Here is an 18,168-nt window from a genome sequence, read left to right as displayed (position 1 = left end):
GGTTGGTCCCTCCCTCAGTGGTGAGACGTCGAGGACGACTGCGTGGACGACTGCAGGGACGACTTGGTGGTCGTCGCCGGCCGGTAGGTGGGGGACTTCACCGGCATCTCGACCTTCATCGGCCCGGACTTGGTGAAGTGCAGCTCCAGGGACACCTTTTCGCCCTCCTTCGGCTTGCTCTTCAGCTTCTCGAACATGAGGTGGTTGCCGCCGCTCTCCAGGACGAGCTTCCCGTGACCGGGGACGTCGAGGTTCTTGACCTCGGTCATCGACTGCCCGGACGTCGCGTGGAGGGTGACCTCGCCGGCGATGTCGCTGGTGACGGAGGACAGCCTGTCGTCGGCTCCGCCGGCGTTGGCGACGACCAGGAAACCGGCCGCCATGGAGTCCGAGACCGGCTGCGGCATGTAGACCGAGCCGACGGACAGTTCGGGTTCCGAGGAGCCCGGGTCCGAGTCGCCGCAGCCCGCGAGGGCCAGGGCGGCGGCCATGACGAGGGCGGCCGCCGCAGCTCCCGTCGACACCTTGGCGGACGGCGTACGACGCGTCACGGCTTCTCGCCCTTGATCAGCTTGGGGAGGTCCTTGGTGTAGTCGTCGACGGTGGCGTCCTCGCCGTACAGCACGTAACCGCCGTCGGTCTTCGGGGAGAAGGCGATGACCTGGGTGCCGTGCATCGAGACGACCTTGCCGTTCTTGTCCTTCTTCGGCGCCTCGATGGAGATGCCGAGCGTCCGGGCACCGCCCTGGACGGTGGCGAAGGAGCCGGTCAGGCCGACGACGTCGGGGTCGATGCCCTTGAGCCACTTGCCGAGCGCGGCGGACGTGTCCCGCTCCGGGTCGGTGGTGACGAACACGATGCGGAGCGAGTCCTTCTCGGCCTGCGACAGCTGCTTGTTCTGGGCCAGCTGCTTCTCGGCGACGGCGATGTTGTTCATCGTCAGCGGGCAGACGTCGGGGCAGTTGGTGTAGCCGAAGTAGATCAGCGTCGGCTTGCCCTTGGTCTCCTTGCGGAGGTCGTACTGCTTGCCGTGTGTGTCGGTGAGGACGAGGTCCGGCTTCTCGAACGGCTTGTCGAGGACCGTCGCGGCCTTGTCGGAGCCCGCCTCCTCGGACACCTCGGCGACCGCGTTGTCGGCGTCGTCACCGCTGCCGCAGGCGGAAAGGGTCAGGGCGGCCGCGGCGAACAGCGCGGCCACGGCGTACGTCTTCTTGCGCATAGTGCATTCTCCGGGGGGACACCCCCACCCGGTCGCCGCCGTGCGGCGGGCCGGACCCCCGGCCGGAAACGGATTCGGCCGGGGATCCCGGTGGGGCGTCCCGGGGTTTCGATGAGTGGGACTTGGCTTACGCGTTGGTACGCCGACGACCGGCGAGCACGCCGAACGCCACGCCCGCCACGCCGACGACGATGCCCACGACACCCAGGACGCGGGCCGTGGTGTCGCTGCTGTCGGAGGAGGCGGCCTCGGTGGTCGAGGCGTTGGCGGCGGCCTTCGCGTCGTCGGCCTCCGCGGAGTCGTCGGAGGCGGCGGAGGCGGATCCGTGGTGGTCGCCCTCGGCTGCGGACAGGGCGAGTACCGGAGCCGGCGTCTCGGGCTCCTCCTCACCCTTCGTCGGGGTCTCGATCCAGCGCACGACCTCCTTGTTGGAGTACGTCTGGATCGCCTTGAACACCAGCTCGTCGGTGTCCTCGGGCAGCGCGCCGATGGAGAGCGGGAACTTCTGGAAGTAGCCGGGCTGGATGCCCTTGCCGTCGGCGGTCCAGGTGACCTTGGTGACGGCCTCGTTGATCTTCTCGCCGTGCAGTTCGAGCGGCTTGTCGAGCCTGGACTTGGTGACCTCGACGGTCCAGCCGTCGACGGCCTGCGGCATCACCGAGGCGAGCGGGTGGTCGGCCGGGAAGTTCACTTCGAGCTTGGTGGTCGAGGCCTTGTCGCGCTCGTTCGGCACCTTGAAGTTGACGGTCGCGTAGCCACCCTTGGCGGCCGTGCCCTCGGGCTGCACGCTGACGTGCGCGAACGCGGGGCCGGACAGGACGAGGACGGCGGAGGCGGCGACGGCACCGGTCGCGGCGATACGGGAAGCCTTCATGGCAGGGACACTCCACTTTCAGCACTGGTTCGGTGGCAGAACGGGGTTGCGCGTGCGAAAGAGCGGGCACGCGCGCGTGCCGCACGACGGCACCCCGGGAGTGATACGTCCAGAAGTGGTGCGTCGCGTCAGGCGGCGAGGGTGAGAATCCCGTGGGCCGGCGGACCGCGCCGGACGACCGAGTGCTGAAGAGCGGCCGCGGGTACGGCCGGTGGCAGGTACTCCGTGGCCCGCGGTGCGCGCGGCGCCTCGGGGGACGCGCCCGGGAGACCCGCCAGGAGGGCACGTACGAGCGCCAGGGCTCCGCGCAGGGAGACGAGCGCCCCTTCGGCCACTCCGTGCGCCGAGAGGCGCAGGAGGCGCCGCAGCGCGATGTCCCCGCGGCGCAGCAGCCATCCGGTGGCGGCGGCCGCGAGAAGGTGGCCGAGGAACATGGACAGCGACGGCAGCGCCGACATCGGCGTTCCGGTGGCGGCCGACGCCATGGCGCCCGCCTGTTCGTGGGCCGCGTGAGCCGCGCCCATCCCGCCAGTTCCGTCCGTCCCGACCGTGTCCAGCCGGGCGTCGGCGAGGATCCGCTGCGCCTGGGCGGGGCTGAGCGTCGCGACGGACGCGCCGCACACCAGCCGGGCGGCCCGGGCCACGAGCGAGGCGTCCACACCGGTGGCCGCCGTCGCCGCCGTGCCGTGCTGTCCGAGTCCGAAGAGCGTGTGCAGCGCGGTCTGGCCGACCGCGAGCAGTACGGCGATGCCCGGCAGGGAGCGCTCACGCCCGGCGAGCGGTGCCGCGACGGCGAAGACGGCGAGGAATCCGGCACCCAGCGACCAGAGGGGAACCGTGGCGCAGGAGACGATCGCATGACCGGCCGCGGCCAGCACGACACAGACCGCGGTGAACACCGCGGCCCTCAGGACCCGGAGATCACCTCCGGTGCGCGAGCGCTGGTGGGGGGCAGTCATGGCGGGCTCATCATCGCACTGGGCTCACCCGCGCCACACGGCAGGTCCACAAGGTGACGTACGTTCCGGAAGGTCACGTTCTGACACCGGTAGTACGCACATACACCGGCGGATGGCGCCGGCACATCCCCCGAATGGGCGGCATCACGTCAACGGCACGCTTACACCCGGCCCTGTGCGGCAATACGTATCGGTATGTCGAGCCGCGGCCAGGAGGCTGGAGCATGAGCATCTGGTGGTCCCTCCATCTCCGGCGTGAAGCGGCGAGCGTGCCGCTCGCCCGGCGCCTGCTGCTCGGCACGATGGAGTCGGCAGGGGTGGATCCCGACATCTCCTACGACCTCTCCGTCGCGCTGAGCGAGGCATGCGCCAACGCCGTCGAGCACGGGGGTGAGTCCGTCCACGGAGAGTCCGGCGAGGCCTACCGCGTCACGGCCTATCTGGACGGCGAGACGTGCCGCATCGAAGTGGCCGACTCCGGCCCCGGGTTCCCGTCGGGACGGGGGCGCGCCCCCGTCCGGCCCGCCCACAGCGACGCCGAGAACGGCAGGGGTCTCTGTCTGATCCAGGAGCTCGCCGACCACGTCCACATCGGCAACAAGCCCGGCCGGGGCGGTGCGGTGGTCAGCTTCGACAAGATGCTCAAGTGGCGCGAGGACGCGCCGCTGGTGGCCACGTAAAGAGCGTTTTTGACGCCCTAGGAGGGGTGTTTTCCCGCCGACTTCGGCCTCCCCGGCGTTTCTCAGGGTCCTCACAGCCGCCCCCCATGTCCCTGACTGGCGGCGTCCCTAGCTTTCCCGGCATGACGGGAACACACAAAGACACGACCATCACCCGGCGCCGCGCCATCGCGGTCACCGGTGGAACGGTCGCGGCCGGCGGGCTCGCGATCGCCGGATACCAGTCCGCGTTCGCCGACGGGACGACCGCCGCAGCCACGGAGACGACGGCCACGGAGACGGCCGTCGCGGGCGCGTCCGCCGGTTCGAGCAGCGGCACCTGTGTCCTCATGTCCAGCGTCACGGAGGGCCCGTACTACCTGGACGGCGCCCTCGTGCGGAAGAACATCACCGAGGGCAAGAGCGGTGTCCCGCTGACGCTGCGCATCACCGTGCAGGACACCACCGAGTCCTGCGCCCCGGTGGCCGGCGCGGCCGTGGAGATCTGGCACTGCGACGCCTGGGGCTACTACTCCGGCTACACGACGGCCAACCCCGGCGGTTCGGCGCCCGCCGAGAGCGAGGATGGCTCGACCGCCGACGACAAGACATACCTGCGCGGCTACCAGGTCGCCAACGCCAACGGGGTCGTCAAGTTCGAGACGATCGTCCCCGGCTGGTACACACCTCGGACCTGCCACATCCACGTGAAGGTGCACACCGGCGGCGAGAAGGAGGACGGCACGTACGAGGGCGGCAAGGTCAACTTCACCGGCCAGCTCTTCTTCGACGACGCCGTCGCCGAGCAGATCTTCGAGCTGGAGCCGTACTCGAAGCACACCGGCACCTGGACCAAGCTCGACGACGACATGGTCTACGACGGTGGAGGCGCCGCCGGCGGCCTGCTCACCCTGAAGCCCGTCCACAAGAAGGACCCCTCCAAGGGCTACAAGGGATCCATCACCCTCGGCATCGACCCGGACGCCGAGAACACGGGCGCGGGCAGCGGCGGCGGTGGCGGTACGCCCCCGAGCGGCGCGCCCGGCGATGCCCCCAGCGACGCTCCGAGCGCGTCGGCGTCCTCCACCGACGCCTCCTCGTAAGCGTTTACGTCTATGAGAGGCCGTGAAGTTTCGATGAGCAGCCGTGCGGACGAGACGCTGGCCCACGCCGCCGTGACCGCGCTGACCGGGCACCTGGCGCTGGCCCCCAAGCCCGGACTGCCCGACCCGCGCGATCTCGCCGCCCGCGAGACCGGCGAGGACCACTGCTCCCTGCGCTGGTCGGCCAAGGCGCTGGCGCCAGGCCTCGCGGCCATGGCGGCGGCCGCCCGCCGCACCGGTTCGGCGACACCGGAACTGAGGGCGGATCTAGGCGCGATCGGGCGCTCCACCGAGCACTCGGTGGCCCTGGCGGGCGGCGGCCACCGCGGAGCCCTGTGGGTGCTCGGCCTGCTGGTCGCCGCGGCGGCCCTGGAACCCCGCGCCACCGGGCGCGACCTGGCCGCGACCGCCAAGCGGATAGCGGCGCACCCCGACCGGCGGGCGCCACGCCGCCCCTCCCGCGGCTCGTCCGTCTCCGCGCAGTACGGCGCGGCCGGAGCGAGAGGCGAGGCCAGGGCCGGATTCCCGCACGTACGGCGGGCGTTGGACGCACTGGCCGCGGCACGCTCGGCGGGCGCCCCCGAGCCGTACGCCCGGCTCGACGCCCTGATGACCGTGATGTCGACGCTCCAGGACACCGAGTTGCTCTACACGGTGGGCCCGCACGGTCTGCGGCACGTCCAGGCGGGTGCCCGCGGGGTCCTGGCGGCGGGCAGTACGTCGACCGAGGCGGGCCGCGCGGCGCTGACCGCCTTCGACGACGACCTCCACGCGCGCGCGTGGAGCCCCCGCGGAAGCAGCGGGCTGCTCGCGGGGGCCCTGTTCGTGGACTCGCTGCCGGTGACGGTCAGTTCACCGGCACTGGCCGCCTGACCACCGGTGCGGCGGCGGGCCGGCTGTCCGTCGCCCACCGAACGGCAGGACCCATCGCGTACGAGGCCACCAGCATCAGGCCGCCGAGGAGCAGCCACCCGGAGCAACGACGTCAGCACCAGCGGCCCCGCGGTCCGCGCCATCGTCACACCCGTACCGAAGAAGCCCCACCCGGTCAGCGGGGGCGAGGTCGAACGACAGCTGCCAGGAACCCGCCGACTGCTGCATCTCGGCGACGACCTGGAGCACCGCGCCGACCCTCAGCACGGCCACCGCCACCCAGGGCGAGACCCCGGCAGACAGCGTGAACACCGCGCACGAGGCCAGCATCACGAGCCCCGAACGCCGCACCGCACGCGTGGCCGACGCCGGCTCCCGCACCAGGCGCGCGTCACCAGGGCGTACGGGCGATCGTGCAGCACTCCGAGGGCTTCGCCGCGTCCCTTTTCGTCGTCCACGCGCGCGTGCACCGGCGGACCCCCGCCGCGCGATCAGATACCCCTCGGCGATCAGCTGGTCGTACGCCGACTTGGCCGTCCCGCGCGAGATTCCGGGCTCGACCGCGAGCCGCCGCGTCGCGGGCAACCGCGTCCCGGGCGCAAGCCGCCCGTCCCGCACGGCATCGCGTAACGCCCGTTCGGGCCCGGCCCGGCGCCCGGCGGCGGCATCGGGTTCAAGGTGCAGATCGACACCGAAGCCGGACCAGAACGCGTCCACAGACAAGTCCCCCTCGGTGAAACGCGTCCCTTCTTTCAGGGGCGCGGGGCGCGTGACATGGTGCGGCTGCCCCGCCGGACCGCGACCAGCCACCGACCGCGAGCAGACGTCGCGCGCAGACGTACCGACCGCGCGCAGACGTATGGCCGGGCACCACACTGCTGCCCGGCCATTCATGTCATCTCAGCCCATGTCGTGTCAGCCCTTGAGGGACGCCATCCACGCCTCGACCTCGTCCGACCGGCGAGGCAGCCCGGCGGAGAGGTTCCGGTTGCCGTCCTCCGTGACGAGGATGTCGTCCTCGATGCGGACGCCGATGCCCCGGTACTCCTCGGGCACGGTCAGGTCGTCCGCCTGGAAGTACAGCCCCGGCTCGACGGTCAGGCACATGCCCGGCTCCAGCGTGCCGTCCACGTACGTCTCCGTCCGCGCGACCGCGCAGTCGTGGACGTCCATGCCGAGCATGTGACCGGTGCCGTGCAGCGTCCAGCGCCGCTGCAGCCCCAGCTCCAGAACGCGCTCCACGGGGCCCTCGACGAGCCCCCACTCGACCAGCTTCCGGGCCAGCACGCGCTGCGAGGCGTCGTGGAAGTCGCGGTACTTGCCGCCCGGCTGCACGGCCGCGATACCGGCCTCCTGGGCCTCGTACACGGCGTCGTAGATCTTCTTCTGGATCTCGCTGTACGTGCCGTTGACCGGCAGCGTGCGCGTGACGTCGGCGGTGTAGAGCGTGTGGGTCTCCACGCCCGCGTCGAGCAGGAGCAGGTCACCGGAGCGCACGGGGCCGTCGTTGCGCACCCAGTGCAGGGTGCACGCGTGCGGCCCGGCGGCGCAGATGGAGCCATACCCGACGTCGTTGCCCTCGACCCGCGCGCGCAGGAAGAACGTGCCCTCGATGTAGCGCTCGGAGGTGGCCTCCGCCTTGTCGAGGACCTTCACCACGTCCTCGAAACCGCGGACCGTCGAGTCGACGGCCTTCTGCAGCTCGCCGGCCTCGAACTCGTCCTTGACCAGCCGGGCCTCGGAAAGGAAGACACGCAGTTCCTCGTCGCGCTCGGCGGTCACCTTGTCGGTGAGCGCCGCCTCGACGCCGGCGTCGTAGCCGCGCACGACCCGCACCGGGCCGGTCGCCTCGCGGAGCGCGTCGGTGAGCTCGCGGACATCGGAGGCCGGGATGCCGTACAGCTGCCCGGCCTCGGTCAGGGAGTGGCGGCGGCCGACCCACAGCTCGCCCTGGCCGGAGAGCCAGAACTCGCCGTTCTCGCGGTCGGAGCGCGGCAGCAGGTAGATCGTGGCCTTGTGGCCGTTCGTGGCCGGCTCCAGCACGAGGACGCCGTCCTCGGTCAGGTTGCCGGTCAGATACGCGTACTCGACCGAGGCACGGAAGGCGTACTCCGTGTCGTTCGAGCGGGTCTTCAGGTTGCCCGCCGGGATCACCAGGCGCTCGCCCGGGAAGCGCGCGGAGAGCGCGGCACGGCGGGCGGCGGTGTACGAGGACTGCGGGATCGGCTCCAGGCCGTGCAGCTCGGTGTCGGCCCAGCCGGACTTCATGCTCTCGGCCAGCTCGTCGGACACGCCCGGGTACAGGCCGTTCTTGCGCGGCTTGATCGGCTTCTCTTCGTCCGCCTGGTCGGCGTCATCGTCAAGCACAGCTTCCGGGGTCTCCGGGTTGAGCGCCTCCGACACGGTCTGCCTCCTCGATACGACTCTGGACGCCCTCCATCGTACGGTCGTACGGAAGGACGCCCAGGGCCGGAAGACCTGTCTCGCGGGGCTCGCCCGAAGGGGCGGGACGCTCACTCGAAGCGTGCCGCCAGGAGCACCACGTCCTCATCGCTGTCGGCGACGTCGAGGCCGTCCGGCAACACACTCCGAAGGACGTGATCGGCGACCGCGCCCGGGTCCGTGCGCAGCGCCCTCGGCACGGACGCGGCGGCCGCGTGCAGCCGCGAGAAGGCACGGTCCATGGGGTCGCCGGTGCGGTGCAGCAGCCCGTCCGTGTAGAGCAGAACCGTCTCCCCGGCCTCGGCCTGGAACTCCACGCTCGGCGCCTCCCAGCAGGCGAGCATCCCCAGGGGCGCCGAAAGGGACGTCTCCACGTACTCCGTGCGCCGCTCGCCGATCACCAGCGGCGGGCTGTGCCCGGCCCCGGCGAGCGTGATCTTGCGCAGCGCGGGCTCGCAGTACGCGAACAGGGCGGTGGCGGAACGGGCGGGCTCGGTCAGCCGCAGCAGCAGTTCGAGATCGGACAGGACGGCGACCGGGTCCTCGCCCTCCATCACCGCGTACGCCCTCAGGGAGGCCCTCAGCCGGCCCATCGCGGCGACGGCACTGGGCCCCGACCCTGTGACGGACCCGACGGCGAGGCCGAGCGCTGCGTCGGGCAGCGGCAGCGCGTCGTACCAGTCGCCGCCGCCGCGCGGCCCCGTGCGGTGCCGGGCGGCGAGCTGGACGCCGGAGACCCGGGGCAGCCGCGAGGGGAGCAGTTCCTCGGAGATGGTCGTCATGCACGCGCGCGTGCGGTCCAGTTCCACCAGCCGGGCCAGGTGCTCGGCCGCGTAGCGCGCGTACAGGCCCACCAGGTGCCGCTGGCGCTCGACCGGCTCGGCGGGCTCGTCGTACAGCCACACGGCGGCGCCCAGGCGGTCAGCGGTCTCCGTGGACAGCGGGAGCGCGTAGCTCGCGGCATAGCCGAGGCGGGCGGCGACCTCGCGGTGGCGCGGGTCGAGGCCGTCCTCGGAGAGCAGGTCGGGCTGGGCGATCTCGCCCTCGCCTCCCGGGAGACCGTCGAGGATCTTGCCGTACGACATGGCGCTGCGCGGGACGGTCTCGATGTGGCCGAGATCGGCTCGGGCCAGGCCCAGGCCGATGGTGGTGTCGGGACCGAGTCCGTCGCCCGGTTCCAGGACCACGAGACCGCGCTGGGCACCCACGAGGGCGGCTCCGGCGCGCAACAGCTCCTGCAGCGCGTCCGGCAGCGCGGCGGTGCGCGCCAGGCGCTCGGTAAGTTCGTGCAGAGTGGTGAGATCAGAGACCCAACCTGCGAGTCTGTCCTGGAGGACGGCTCCGGGGGCGTGTGGTGAAGTGGTCGAAGGGGTACCCGAGGCGGCGGGCGCGGGCGCGACAGTGTGTGTGGGCGATGGAACCGTTGAATCGATTCCGGCCACTTTCGGGAGGTGAGGGGCGTTCATGGCGTCCGGCTTTCCGACCGGTGCGTATTGCTCAATAGCATCGCAAACCCCCATGTCATTCTGCGCCGCTAGCAGTGTCTCCACATGTACACGCACTCGTGAGGGGATGTCCAGCATTGTCCTGCCGGGATTCCTGGTGTCCGTGGGACCGTTGCGGAATTGCAAAGTTGGCTTAAAACTGACTCGAGTCTCGGCGTATTGAGGTCGACTGGCCTTGTTCGACGGAGCGTCACAGCGGTCGTGATGGGTACGTACTCGGTGAAGGCCAGGGGTGGTTGGGATCGTCCCGGAACCTGGCGACGGACCCGGGCGTCTTAACCACCGACGACCGTGCCCCATCCTCCCGTGGCGGAGGCGGCGAGAAATACGCGCGACGGCAAACGCCAGGCGCCGCCACCCCACGCCATGCCCGTGCTTTTGCCAGACGCAGTATGGACGCGGACACAGCCCAATGCTCGGCCCATAGGGGTTCCCCTTGTCTCGGACGGGGGTGTGATGCGCCAGTAGGTACGCACAGTGAAGTGATCGACACATGGTGTGATGTGGTCCTCGGTGTTGCCAGGCGTGCAACGGAAAGGAACGAGCGCTCATGCGCGAGATCCTCGGAAAGCGACGCAGGCTCCTGTCCAAGCGAAACGGCGGACAGCCTGAGATGCTCGGCGCGGCCCTGACCTTCGCGACCGCATGGCAGTGGCCCGTACTCCCGGGAGTGGCGGCGGACCCGCAGGGGCGGGCCCGATGCGCGTGCCCCGACCCGGAATGCACAGTGCCCGGTGCCCATCCCTTCGACCCCGGCCTTCTTGCGGCCACCACCGATGAGCGGATGGTGCGCTGGTGGTGGACGAACCGGCCCGCGGCGCCGATCATCCTGGCCACCGGGGACAAGGCCCCCTGCGCGGTGAGCCTGCCGGCGCTCGCCGCGTCCCGCGCGCTCCTCGCGCTCGACCACATGGGGATGCGCCTCGGCCCCGTGATCGCGACCCCGACGCGCTGGGCGCTGCTCGTGAAGCCGTACTCCCTGGAGCAGCTCGGCGAGTTGCTCTACGCCCAGGACCACGTTCCGGGCTCGCTGCGCTTCCACGGCGAGGGCGGCTATGTGGCGCTGCCCCCGTCCGAGACCGGCCAGGGCCGGCTCCGCTGGGAGCGGGCTCCGCTGCCCGGCTCGGCCGCCCCCTGGGTGCCCGATGTAGAGGCCGTGGTGGACGCGGTGGTGGAGGCCCTCACCCGTACGGGTGTGAGCGCCCCCGAGTTGTAGGGATACCGGGCGCGCGGCGAGCCGCGCGCCCGCCCTCGCTCGTTATGTTCCTTTCATGCTGCGTCACTCCCGGGGACGACGAGCCCCAGGCCCTCGAAGAGTCCGTCCGATCGCGCTGGCGGGCGTGGTGGCGCTCATGGCCGCGCTGCCACTGGCCGTGGCCTCCGCGGGACCTGTGGGTGACGTGGATTCCGCGGCCCCACGGACCTCCGAGGACGGCTCACGCGCCTCCAGCGACGGCTCACGCGCCTCCGACGACGCCGTACGCGCCTCGGGCGCGCGTGGTTCAGACGACGCGCCCGCTGCCGCCGTCGGTCGCGCCGGCGCACCAGAGGCGCCCGAACCCCGTTCCGCGCCCTCCGAGAGCCCCCTGACGCTCGGCCTGGGCCTCGCCACCGCGGCCCGCTGCGGTCCCGAACTCGCCTCCCCCGACGGCATCGAGGCACAGACCTGCGTGCTGACCCAGGGGGAGGACACCTGGGCGCGTACGTACTACCGCAACGCGACCGGCGACGATCTCACGTCCGTACTGACCCTCATGGGACCCGCCGGCCGAACCGTACGGATGCACTGCGCCGTGGGCGCGGACGACGAGCCGGGGGTGTGCGAGACACCGCGGGAGCGCACGGCGGGGGACGCGGGTGCGTACACGGCGGTCGTGGAGTTCGCGGAGGGGGCAGAGGGGCCGCTGTTGTTGCGCTCGGGGAGCAACTCACCTGCGCAGACTGCGCGTTGAGGCTTCCGCCGACAGAGCGCTCGAACCCGGAAATGAAAAGACCCGGTTGCTGGCGACGGGGGATGCACCAGCAACCGGGCTAATGGAACGGTAACAAGAGATCGGCGGTTCGCAAATTCGATCTCGGCTATTCGGACACCGACTTCCCTGCCACAACGGGGAGTTGTGACAGGAGTCACCCGGTTGACGACCCTGTCGGCCGACTGACCGGTCGGCCAGTTCAAGCTGGGTGCCGGCTGTGTCTCAGCTGAGCGTGACCTGCCGGTTGGTGAGACCGCCGCGCGCCCGGCGCTCGTCCGGCGTGAGCGGTGCGTCCGAGGCCAGCGCGCCGGCCAGCCGCTCGGCGAACTCGGCCGCCGGCTTCTCGACATCCTCCGCCGTGACGCCGGTCGGCAGGTCCCAGACCGGCACCGTGAGGCCGTGGGCACGGAAGGAGCCCACGAGACGGGTGCCGTCGCCGAGGCTCGACCGGCCCGCGGCGTGCAGCCGGGCGAGCGCGTCCAGAAGCTGCTCCTCCGGGTGCGGCATGACCCAGCGCAGGTGGTTCTTGTCGGGCGTCTCGCACCAGTACGCGGCGTCGACACCCGCGAGCTTCACGGTCGGGATGGCGGCGGCGTTGGCCCGCTCCAGGGAGGCGGTCACCTCCGTGGTCGCGTTCTGCGCGTCCGGAACCCAGAATTCGAAGCCCGGGTGCACAACTGGCTCGAACGCGCCTTCGGGGTCGAGGAGGTCCTGCAGCCGCGGTCCGTCGGCCGGGGCGCGACGGCCCTGGACCGGAGTGCCGGGCTCCGCGGTGAGTGCGCGGCGGAGTGTGTCGGCCAGGTCGCGGCTGATGTCACCGGACGCTGTGTCGTTCTGCAGGCCGATCAGGACCGAGCCGTCCTCGCGGCGCAGCGCGGGCCACGCCATCGGCAGCACCGTCGCGAGCGTGACCGACGGGACGCCCTCCGGGAGCGCTTCCTTCAGGTGCAGCTCGACGGTGGCCGCGGGCACCAGCTCGCGCAGCGCGATCCAGTCGGCCTCGCCCGACAGTGCTTCGAAGGGGCGATGCACCAGCTCGGTCACGGCGTGCGCGGCGGCCCGTCCGTGACAGGCCTTGTAACGGCGGCCGCTGTTGCATGGGCAGGGCTCGCGTGCCCCGACGACCGGGATCTCTCCATCCGTCAGCTGAGGCTGCTTGGCCTTCGTCTGGGGTCGCTTCTTGGCCATCGTGGATGTCTCCCGGTTACGGCTCGACTCGTACGGGCGCGAGCCTAGCCGCTCGTACGGGGAGTCACGGGACCCTGTGGACAACGTGCCGAGTCGTCCCGGAAGCGGTGATTCGGTTCGTCCTTGAACCAGTGCTTCCGTCTGCTTCGGGTTGCTTCGGGCCAGGTCGTCCGGGGTTAGGGGCGCCCGGAGGGCCAGGGGCCCCCGGCTCGGGCCGCTATCGGTTCAGGGCCCCGGTTCGAGCCGCTGTCGCCTCGGATCGCCCTCGACCCGGGATCGCCCTCGACCCGGGATCGTTCTCGGTCCAGGCCGTTTCGGTCACGGTCGTCCCCGGCTCGGGTCGCCGTTCTCAGTCCAGGCCGTCGAAAGCGTTCCCGAAGTCGAGGTCGGGTATCGCGGACACCGACGGGGCCGTGACACGCGCGGCGAAGTCGTCGCGGCGATGGCCCGCGTGTGCGTCCTTGTGTACGACCACCCACACCGTGACCTCACCGCGGGCGTCGTCCCGGACGCCCCAGTCGTCGGCCAGCGCCGTGATGATGTTCAGCCCGCGACCGCCGCGCGCGGTGACCGAGGGTGTGGCCGGAACCGGACGGGTCGGACCGCCGCCGTCCGTCACCTCGACGGTGAGCCTGCCGGTCGGTTCGACGCGCCACGCGCACCGGACGTCGCCGTCCCCTGCCAGTGCGTCACCCAACGGCCTGCCGTGCCGGCAGGCGTTGCTCAATAGTTCGGAAAGGATCAGTACGGCATCGTCGATGACCGTTTCCGCCACACCGCCGGTGCGCAGCTGAGCCCGCATCCGGTGCCTTGCTTCCCCCACGCCCGCAGGGCCATGGGGTACGGCCATGCTCGACGACGTGGGCACCTCCTGTGCCACCACCAACGCCACCCCCGAGACCTCCTTTGCCCCACGCCACGGTGTGAATGCCCCCCTGGACTGGACCGGAAACCGGCCAATGCACGTGCAGTGACGCACTCTTAACGATCGAATACGGACCGAACGCGCCGGAGCACTCCCTGTAATCGCGTGGCCTGAATTCGATGGTGTGGCCGAGGGGTGGGGGTGGCCGCGCAGGGGACTCCCGCAGGGTCCCAGGTCAGCGGCCCAGCTGATGGAGCACCGCGCGCGGGCGGTTGGTGATGATGGCGTCGACGCCCAGCCCGACACAGAGATCGACATCCTCGGGCTCGTTCACCGTCCACACGTGAACGTGATGTCCGGCACGTTTCAGGCGCTCGATGTACGCCGGGTGATTGCGGACGATGCGCATCGAGGGACCCGCGATCCGCACCCCCGCGGGCAGCCGTCCGTCGCGCAGCCGGGGCGAGACGAACTGCATGAGATAGACCGTCGGCAGCGTCGGGGACGCGGCGCGGACGCGGTGCAGCGAGCGCGCCGAGAAACTCATGACGCGTACGGGCGACTCGGCGGCCGAGGGCGGGGCGTCCAGACCGAAGCGCTTCAGCAGTACGAGCAGGCGTTCCTCGACCTGGCCCGCCCAGCGCGTGGGGTGCTTCGTCTCGATGGCGAGCTGTACGGGGCGGTCGGCGTCCGCGACGAGTTCGAGCAGGCGTTCCAGGGTGAGGACGGACTGCTGCTCCCAGGACGGGGGCCGCTGCTGTTCCCAGTCGGGCGCTTCGTCGCGGTTCTTCCAGGAGCCGAAGTCCAGGGTGGCGAGGTCGGCGAGTTCCAGGGCGGAGACGGCGCCGCGGCCGTTGGAGGTGCGGTTGACGCGGCGGTCGTGGACGCAGACGAGATGCCCGTCCGCGGTCAGCCGTACATCGCACTCCAGGGCGTCCGCCCCGTCCTCGATCGCCTTCTCGTACGCGGCCAGGGTGTGCTCCGGGGCCTCTTCGGAGGCCCCGCGGTGGGCGACGACCTGGTTCAGGTGCTGTCGTGCGTGGGTCACCGCGTCATGGTGCCATCGCGAGTGGGTAGGCGTGACAGCGGTGGCATGGTGCATGCGATGGTTTTGTCAGACCTGTCCGATATAAATGAAGATCCCGGAGTCACAGGCACCGCTTATGGTGCCCTGACGGCCCATGGGAAAAGCTGACGGCATACAAAAGCACATGCACAGCTGAATCGCGCCGGTTCCTGAACACACGCGGGTGGAGTCATGAACACACGTGAGTGATCGTGACCGGGTGCGACCTGACTGAACAGCCGTGGATCGAGAGGAAGAGCTGTGAGCACCGAGAACGAGGGCACTGCGGTACCCCCGGCCCCGTCTGCACCTCCCGTGCCGGTGGACACTCCTGCTGCTTCCGTGCCGCCGGAGCAGGGGGTGCCGCGGGGAACGGACCCTGTGGACCCCCATCAGGGCACGGCTCCGTCCCAGGGACCGGCCTACCCCCAGGAGACGGGCGCTTCCCGAAGTGGCGAGCCGACGGCCACATTGCCCCCGGTTCCCTCCGGGGCGCCCGAGGCCGCGGGCCCGGCACTGGAAGCGGGTGCCTGGCCGCCTCCGCCGCCGGCCACACCCTCGTACGCGAGCGGCGGCGAGGGCGGCTCCGGGGATGTCTGGGGCTCCTCGTACCAACAGTCCGCGCCCAAGCCCAAGTCCGGCGGGCGCGGCGGTCTGGTTGCCGCGGTCCTGGTGGCCGCGCTGGTCGCGGGCGGCGTGGGCGGTGGCATCGGCTTCTGGGCGGCCGACCGGAACGACGACTCCTCGGACTCCACGACGGTCGCCGCCTCCCAGAGCGGCGGCGACCTCAAGCGTGACCCGGGCACGGTCGCGACCGTGGCCGCCACGGCGCTGCCGAGCACGGTCACCATCGAGGCCGAGGGGAGCAACGGCGAGGGCGGTACGGGCACCGGCTTCGTCTTCGACACTCAGGGCCACATCCTCACCAACAACCACGTGGTGGCGGAGGCGGTCGACAACGGCAAGCTGTCGGCGACCTTCTCGAACGGCAAGAAGTACGACGCCGAGGTGGTCGGCCACGCCCAGGGCTACGACGTCGCGGTCATCAAGCTCAAGAACGCACCGAGCGACCTCAAGCCGTTGCCTCTCGGCAACTCCGACAAGGTCGCCGTCGGCGACTCGACGATCGCGATCGGCGCGCCCTTCGGCCTGTCGAACACGGTGACCACGGGCATCATCAGCGCCAAGAACCGCCCCGTGGCCTCCAGCGACGGCAGCGCCCAGAGCAAGGCCTCGTACATGAGCGCCCTGCAGACCGACGCCTCGATCAACCCGGGCAACTCCGGCGGCCCGCTGCTGGACGCGAACGGCTCGGTCATCGGCATCAACTCCGCCATCCAGTCCTCCAGCGGCGGCCTGGGCGGCACGAGCCAGTCCGGTTCCATCGGCCTGGGCTTCGCGATCCCGATCAACCAGGCGAAGACCGTCGCGCAGCAGCTGATCAAGACCGGCAAGCCCGTCTACCCGGTGATCGGCGCCTCGGTCTCCCTGGAGGAGGGCACGGGCGCGAAGATCACCGAGCAGGGCGCCAGCGGCTCGGACGCGGTCACGCCGAACGGCCCCGCCGCCAAGGCCGGCCTCAAGCCCGGCGACGTCATCACCAAGCTCGACGACCGGGTGATCGACAGCGGCCCCACCCTCATCGGCGAGATCTGGACCCACCAGCCCGGCGACACCGTCAAACTCACCTACACCCGCGACGGCAAGCAGCAGACCGCCGAAGTCACCCTGGGCCAGCGCGAGGGCGACAGCTGACCCGTTAGTCTTGTCCCCGCGCCGATCTCTCAGCGGCGCGGGGTGGGTTGCCCGAGCGGCCTAAGGGAACGGTCTTGAAAACCGTCGTCGCAGCGATGTGACCGTGGGTTCAAATCCCACACCCACCGCAGGTGAACGGCCTCTGACCAGGCGCAACGGTCAGGGGCCGTTCTGCTGCTCGATGCCCGTGGGTCCCCTCTGTTCCCCGTTGGTTCCCGTCCGATCGGGCACGCAGGGGGCACAAATCAGCCTTCGCCGTGGCTGGGTGCTGTGAGGTCCACCCATATCCACGGCTCGTGGTGCCACGTGCGCACTTCGCCTATGACGAGGTCGACGGTTGCTCCCACAGGCGGCAGCTCCTGGGCGAGTCGCTTCACTCCGGGCTCGCGGCTGCGGCGAATGATGTCCAGCGAGGCACCTACGGGCTCGTATCCGTTGAGCTTCGCCGTGAGGCCCCATGGCTGGTGGCTAGTGATCGTTGCTTGGACTTTCTCGCCCTGACGAAGCTGGCTGAGGGGGTGCCTTGATTCATCTGCCATGGCGGCATCATCACTCCCCAACCCACCACTCCCCCTGCTCCCATCCCGTCCGCCGTCGACCAACACACCGTGGAGCGGGCGTGGTTCAGGGCGTCAAGGTGGAGCGCGCCACTGTACGAACGACCTTGACGCCCTGGGCCGCGACTGCTCGGCTCTGCCTGGGTCGACGGCGGACGGGATGGGAGCCCACGACGCTCGCCACGATTCCGCCGGCACCCGCGAATGGCGCCCCCTCCATCCCGGAGTCTGAGCGCCTCCGCCGGAGGCACGTCCTTGACCTGCGGATCGGTTCTCGTCTCATGCCCTGGGCCTACCCGCGTGGGCGCGCGTCGGCGCAGCGCCCGCAGCCGGGACTTGATTTGGTCGGGTGGAGGCATGAAACTAGCTACAGAAAGTGACCTGTTACTCTCTGTTGATCTCAAGGTTCGGTCGCTACTGTGCGTTGCCATGGGCAAAGTGGTGCGTTTGTACTGGGGATACATGGTGACTGCGGCTCTGATCGTCGGATGGAGCCAGCAGTGGGCGCTGCCAATTATCGCGGCTCTGTCGGTCGCTGTCTCGGCCTACGCGGGCTTCCAAGTGCCGGTCTGGTGTGGGGCGGTGAACCGTGACAAGAAAACGTACTGCCGCGAGAACGCCTATGGCGTGCTGATGGGGTGCCGCAGGCGTCAGCATCGGTGGCAGAAGATCTCGCTGATCGTCACGCGGAGCAAGGCTGGTGACTTCAGTCGCGCTGTGTTCCCGACGACCAAGGAGAAGTTCAACGCCTTCTTGGGGCTCGGTGGGCTCCTGTCGGCCATTGCCGCTGTGGTTGCCACCGTGGCAACGGGTTGAGGCTCCCTTCAAGGGAACGTGGGCATGGGCGGCTCATTGAGTGACGGGCACGGCAGCGAGTGAGGGGCACGCAAGGGGCACGGGGAGAGCAGTGACTGTGTGACAGAAGCTCCTGCACTCGTTCGACCTGGGGCGGAGCGGGCTGCCCGCCAGATCGCCGAAAGGTCTTGAAAACCGTCGTCGCAGCGATGTGACCGTGGGTTCAAATCCCACACCCACCGCAGTGCGAGGAGCAGGGGCGCCCGGAACCGAGAGGTTGCGGGGGCCCCGGGGGTGGGGGTTGGGGTGGGGTGGGGGTGTTGGGGGGGACCGGC

At 70.5% G+C, this 18,168-nt stretch carries 17 protein-coding genes, 2 tRNA genes and 1 pseudogene; 9 read left to right on the top strand and 11 right to left on the bottom strand.

From position 1 onward, the window contains the following. Positions 1-14: 14 nt before the first annotated feature. From ACFWXQ_RS22800 to ACFWXQ_RS22785, 4 genes are all read right to left on the bottom strand, one after another. Positions 15-491, bottom strand: a complete 477-nt coding sequence (locus ACFWXQ_RS22800) for a copper chaperone PCu(A)C (protein ID WP_383936107.1) — start codon at positions 489-491, stop codon at positions 15-17. A 56-nt stretch (positions 492-547) separates the two neighbouring features. Continuing rightward, positions 548-1,219: an SCO family protein gene (locus ACFWXQ_RS22795; protein WP_383935998.1), complete on the bottom strand. Its 672-nt coding sequence runs from the start codon at positions 1,217-1,219 to the stop codon at positions 548-550. A 127-nt stretch (positions 1,220-1,346) separates the two neighbouring features. Beyond that, positions 1,347-2,093 carry a YcnI family protein gene (locus ACFWXQ_RS22790; protein WP_383935996.1) on the bottom strand — a complete coding sequence of 249 codons (747 nt, stop codon included), beginning with the start codon at positions 2,091-2,093 and terminating at the stop codon, positions 1,347-1,349. 128 nt (positions 2,094-2,221) lie between these two features. Beyond that, positions 2,222-3,052, bottom strand: coding sequence for a hypothetical protein (locus ACFWXQ_RS22785; protein WP_383935994.1), 831 nt, complete (start codon positions 3,050-3,052; stop codon positions 2,222-2,224). A 224-nt stretch (positions 3,053-3,276) separates the two neighbouring features. Here ACFWXQ_RS22785 and ACFWXQ_RS22780 point away from each other — a divergent pair, with 224 nt between their 5' ends. The 3 genes from ACFWXQ_RS22780 (at position 3,277) to ACFWXQ_RS22770 (ending at position 5,687) form a co-directional block, all read left to right on the top strand. Then, the gene (locus ACFWXQ_RS22780; RefSeq protein WP_143643376.1) at positions 3,277-3,732 is read left to right on the top strand and encodes an ATP-binding protein; all 456 of its coding nucleotides are present in this window, start codon (positions 3,277-3,279) and stop codon (positions 3,730-3,732) included. Positions 3,733-3,854: 122 nt separating this feature from the next. After that, positions 3,855-4,814 (top strand): intradiol ring-cleavage dioxygenase, encoded by a 960-nt coding sequence (locus tag ACFWXQ_RS22775; protein WP_383935992.1) that lies wholly within the window; start codon positions 3,855-3,857, stop codon positions 4,812-4,814. A 33-nt stretch (positions 4,815-4,847) separates the two neighbouring features. After that, the gene (locus tag ACFWXQ_RS22770) at positions 4,848-5,687 is read left to right on the top strand and encodes a triphosphoribosyl-dephospho-CoA synthase (RefSeq protein WP_383935990.1); all 840 of its coding nucleotides are present in this window, start codon (positions 4,848-4,850) and stop codon (positions 5,685-5,687) included. Positions 5,688-6,160: 473 nt separating this feature from the next. Here the strand turns inward: ACFWXQ_RS22770 and ACFWXQ_RS22765 are convergent. The 3 genes and pseudogenes from ACFWXQ_RS22765 to ACFWXQ_RS22755 all read right to left on the bottom strand — a co-directional run. Further along, positions 6,161-6,404, bottom strand: a pseudogene (locus ACFWXQ_RS22765) (GntR family transcriptional regulator); the annotation flags it as partial. Positions 6,405-6,602: 198 nt separating this feature from the next. Beyond that, positions 6,603-8,090, bottom strand: coding sequence for an aminopeptidase P family protein (locus ACFWXQ_RS22760; RefSeq protein WP_383935988.1), 1,488 nt, complete (start codon positions 8,088-8,090; stop codon positions 6,603-6,605). 110 nt (positions 8,091-8,200) lie between these two features. Then, complete coding sequence (locus tag ACFWXQ_RS22755; RefSeq protein ID WP_383935986.1) at positions 8,201-9,712, bottom strand: PP2C family protein-serine/threonine phosphatase; 1,512 nt, start codon at positions 9,710-9,712, stop codon at positions 8,201-8,203. A 472-nt stretch (positions 9,713-10,184) separates the two neighbouring features. On the opposite strand from ACFWXQ_RS22755, the gene ACFWXQ_RS22750 reads away from it, so the two are divergent. Both ACFWXQ_RS22750 and ACFWXQ_RS22745 read left to right on the top strand, forming a co-directional pair. After that, the gene (locus ACFWXQ_RS22750) at positions 10,185-10,850 is read left to right on the top strand and encodes a bifunctional DNA primase/polymerase (RefSeq protein ID WP_383935984.1); all 666 of its coding nucleotides are present in this window, start codon (positions 10,185-10,187) and stop codon (positions 10,848-10,850) included. A 136-nt stretch (positions 10,851-10,986) separates the two neighbouring features. Beyond that, positions 10,987-11,586: a hypothetical protein gene (locus ACFWXQ_RS22745; protein WP_383935983.1), complete on the top strand. Its 600-nt coding sequence runs from the start codon at positions 10,987-10,989 to the stop codon at positions 11,584-11,586. A 243-nt stretch (positions 11,587-11,829) separates the two neighbouring features. On the opposite strand, the gene ACFWXQ_RS22740 is transcribed toward ACFWXQ_RS22745, so the two are convergent. The 3 genes from ACFWXQ_RS22740 to ACFWXQ_RS22730 all read right to left on the bottom strand — a co-directional run bounded on the left by ACFWXQ_RS22740 (position 11,830) and on the right by ACFWXQ_RS22730 (position 14,708). Further along, the gene (locus ACFWXQ_RS22740; RefSeq protein WP_383935981.1) at positions 11,830-12,795 is read right to left on the bottom strand and encodes a DUF5926 family protein; all 966 of its coding nucleotides are present in this window, start codon (positions 12,793-12,795) and stop codon (positions 11,830-11,832) included. A gap of 349 nt (positions 12,796-13,144) precedes the next feature. Continuing rightward, on the bottom strand, positions 13,145-13,774 hold the full coding sequence (locus ACFWXQ_RS22735) for an ATP-binding protein (protein ID WP_383935980.1): 630 nt from the start codon (positions 13,772-13,774) through the stop codon (positions 13,145-13,147). 121 nt (positions 13,775-13,895) lie between these two features. After that, positions 13,896-14,708: a glycerophosphodiester phosphodiesterase gene (locus ACFWXQ_RS22730; RefSeq protein WP_383935978.1), complete on the bottom strand. Its 813-nt coding sequence runs from the start codon at positions 14,706-14,708 to the stop codon at positions 13,896-13,898. A gap of 279 nt (positions 14,709-14,987) precedes the next feature. Between ACFWXQ_RS22730 and ACFWXQ_RS22725 the strand changes: the two genes are divergently transcribed. Both ACFWXQ_RS22725 and ACFWXQ_RS22720 read left to right on the top strand, forming a co-directional pair. After that, entirely contained in the window at positions 14,988-16,481 is a 1,494-nt protein-coding gene (locus tag ACFWXQ_RS22725; protein WP_383935976.1) for a S1C family serine protease, read from the top strand. Between the two features lie 41 nt (positions 16,482-16,522). After that, a tRNA-Ser gene (locus tag ACFWXQ_RS22720) sits at positions 16,523-16,609 on the top strand. 117 nt (positions 16,610-16,726) lie between these two features. On the opposite strand, the gene ACFWXQ_RS22715 is transcribed toward ACFWXQ_RS22720, so the two are convergent. Beyond that, positions 16,727-17,020, bottom strand: a complete 294-nt coding sequence (locus tag ACFWXQ_RS22715; protein ID WP_383935974.1) for a hypothetical protein — start codon at positions 17,018-17,020, stop codon at positions 16,727-16,729. Between the two features lie 447 nt (positions 17,021-17,467). On the opposite strand from ACFWXQ_RS22715, the gene ACFWXQ_RS22710 reads away from it, so the two are divergent. After that, positions 17,468-17,854, top strand: coding sequence for a hypothetical protein (locus ACFWXQ_RS22710; RefSeq protein ID WP_383935973.1), 387 nt, complete (start codon positions 17,468-17,470; stop codon positions 17,852-17,854). Positions 17,855-17,983: 129 nt separating this feature from the next. Next, positions 17,984-18,072: transfer RNA gene (locus ACFWXQ_RS22705), tRNA-Ser, on the top strand. Positions 18,073-18,168 lie beyond the last annotated feature (96 nt).

The sequence above is a fragment of the Streptomyces sp. NPDC058697 genome, from assembly GCF_042715345.1.
GTDB lineage: Bacteria > Actinomycetota > Actinomycetes > Streptomycetales > Streptomycetaceae > Streptomyces > Streptomyces liliifuscus.
The sequence above is the reverse complement of the archived record's forward strand: the minus strand, read 5'-3'. Positions and strand labels throughout refer to the sequence as shown.

Coding starts and splice junctions, on each gene's coding strand:
- ACFWXQ_RS22775 (WP_383935992.1), top strand. CDS start 3,855: ATGACGGGAACACACAAAGACACGACCATCACCCGGCGCCGCGCCATC.
- ACFWXQ_RS22795 (WP_383935998.1), bottom strand. CDS start 1,219: ATGCGCAAGAAGACGTACGCCGTGGCCGCGCTGTTCGCCGCGGCCGCC.
- ACFWXQ_RS22710 (WP_383935973.1), top strand. CDS start 17,468: ATGGGCAAAGTGGTGCGTTTGTACTGGGGATACATGGTGACTGCGGCT.
- ACFWXQ_RS22770 (WP_383935990.1), top strand. CDS start 4,848: ATGAGCAGCCGTGCGGACGAGACGCTGGCCCACGCCGCCGTGACCGCG.
- ACFWXQ_RS22800 (WP_383936107.1), bottom strand. CDS start 491: ATGGCCGCCGCCCTGGCCCTCGCGGGCTGCGGCGACTCGGACCCGGGC.
- ACFWXQ_RS22745 (WP_383935983.1), top strand. CDS start 10,987: ATGGCCGCGCTGCCACTGGCCGTGGCCTCCGCGGGACCTGTGGGTGAC.
- ACFWXQ_RS22740 (WP_383935981.1), bottom strand. CDS start 12,795: ATGGCCAAGAAGCGACCCCAGACGAAGGCCAAGCAGCCTCAGCTGACG.
- ACFWXQ_RS22790 (WP_383935996.1), bottom strand. CDS start 2,093: ATGAAGGCTTCCCGTATCGCCGCGACCGGTGCCGTCGCCGCCTCCGCC.
- ACFWXQ_RS22755 (WP_383935986.1), bottom strand. CDS start 9,712: ATGCTGGACATCCCCTCACGAGTGCGTGTACATGTGGAGACACTGCTA.
- ACFWXQ_RS22785 (WP_383935994.1), bottom strand. CDS start 3,052: ATGACTGCCCCCCACCAGCGCTCGCGCACCGGAGGTGATCTCCGGGTC.
- ACFWXQ_RS22750 (WP_383935984.1), top strand. CDS start 10,185: ATGCGCGAGATCCTCGGAAAGCGACGCAGGCTCCTGTCCAAGCGAAAC.
- ACFWXQ_RS22780 (WP_143643376.1), top strand. CDS start 3,277: ATGAGCATCTGGTGGTCCCTCCATCTCCGGCGTGAAGCGGCGAGCGTG.
- ACFWXQ_RS22715 (WP_383935974.1), bottom strand. CDS start 17,020: ATGGCAGATGAATCAAGGCACCCCCTCAGCCAGCTTCGTCAGGGCGAG.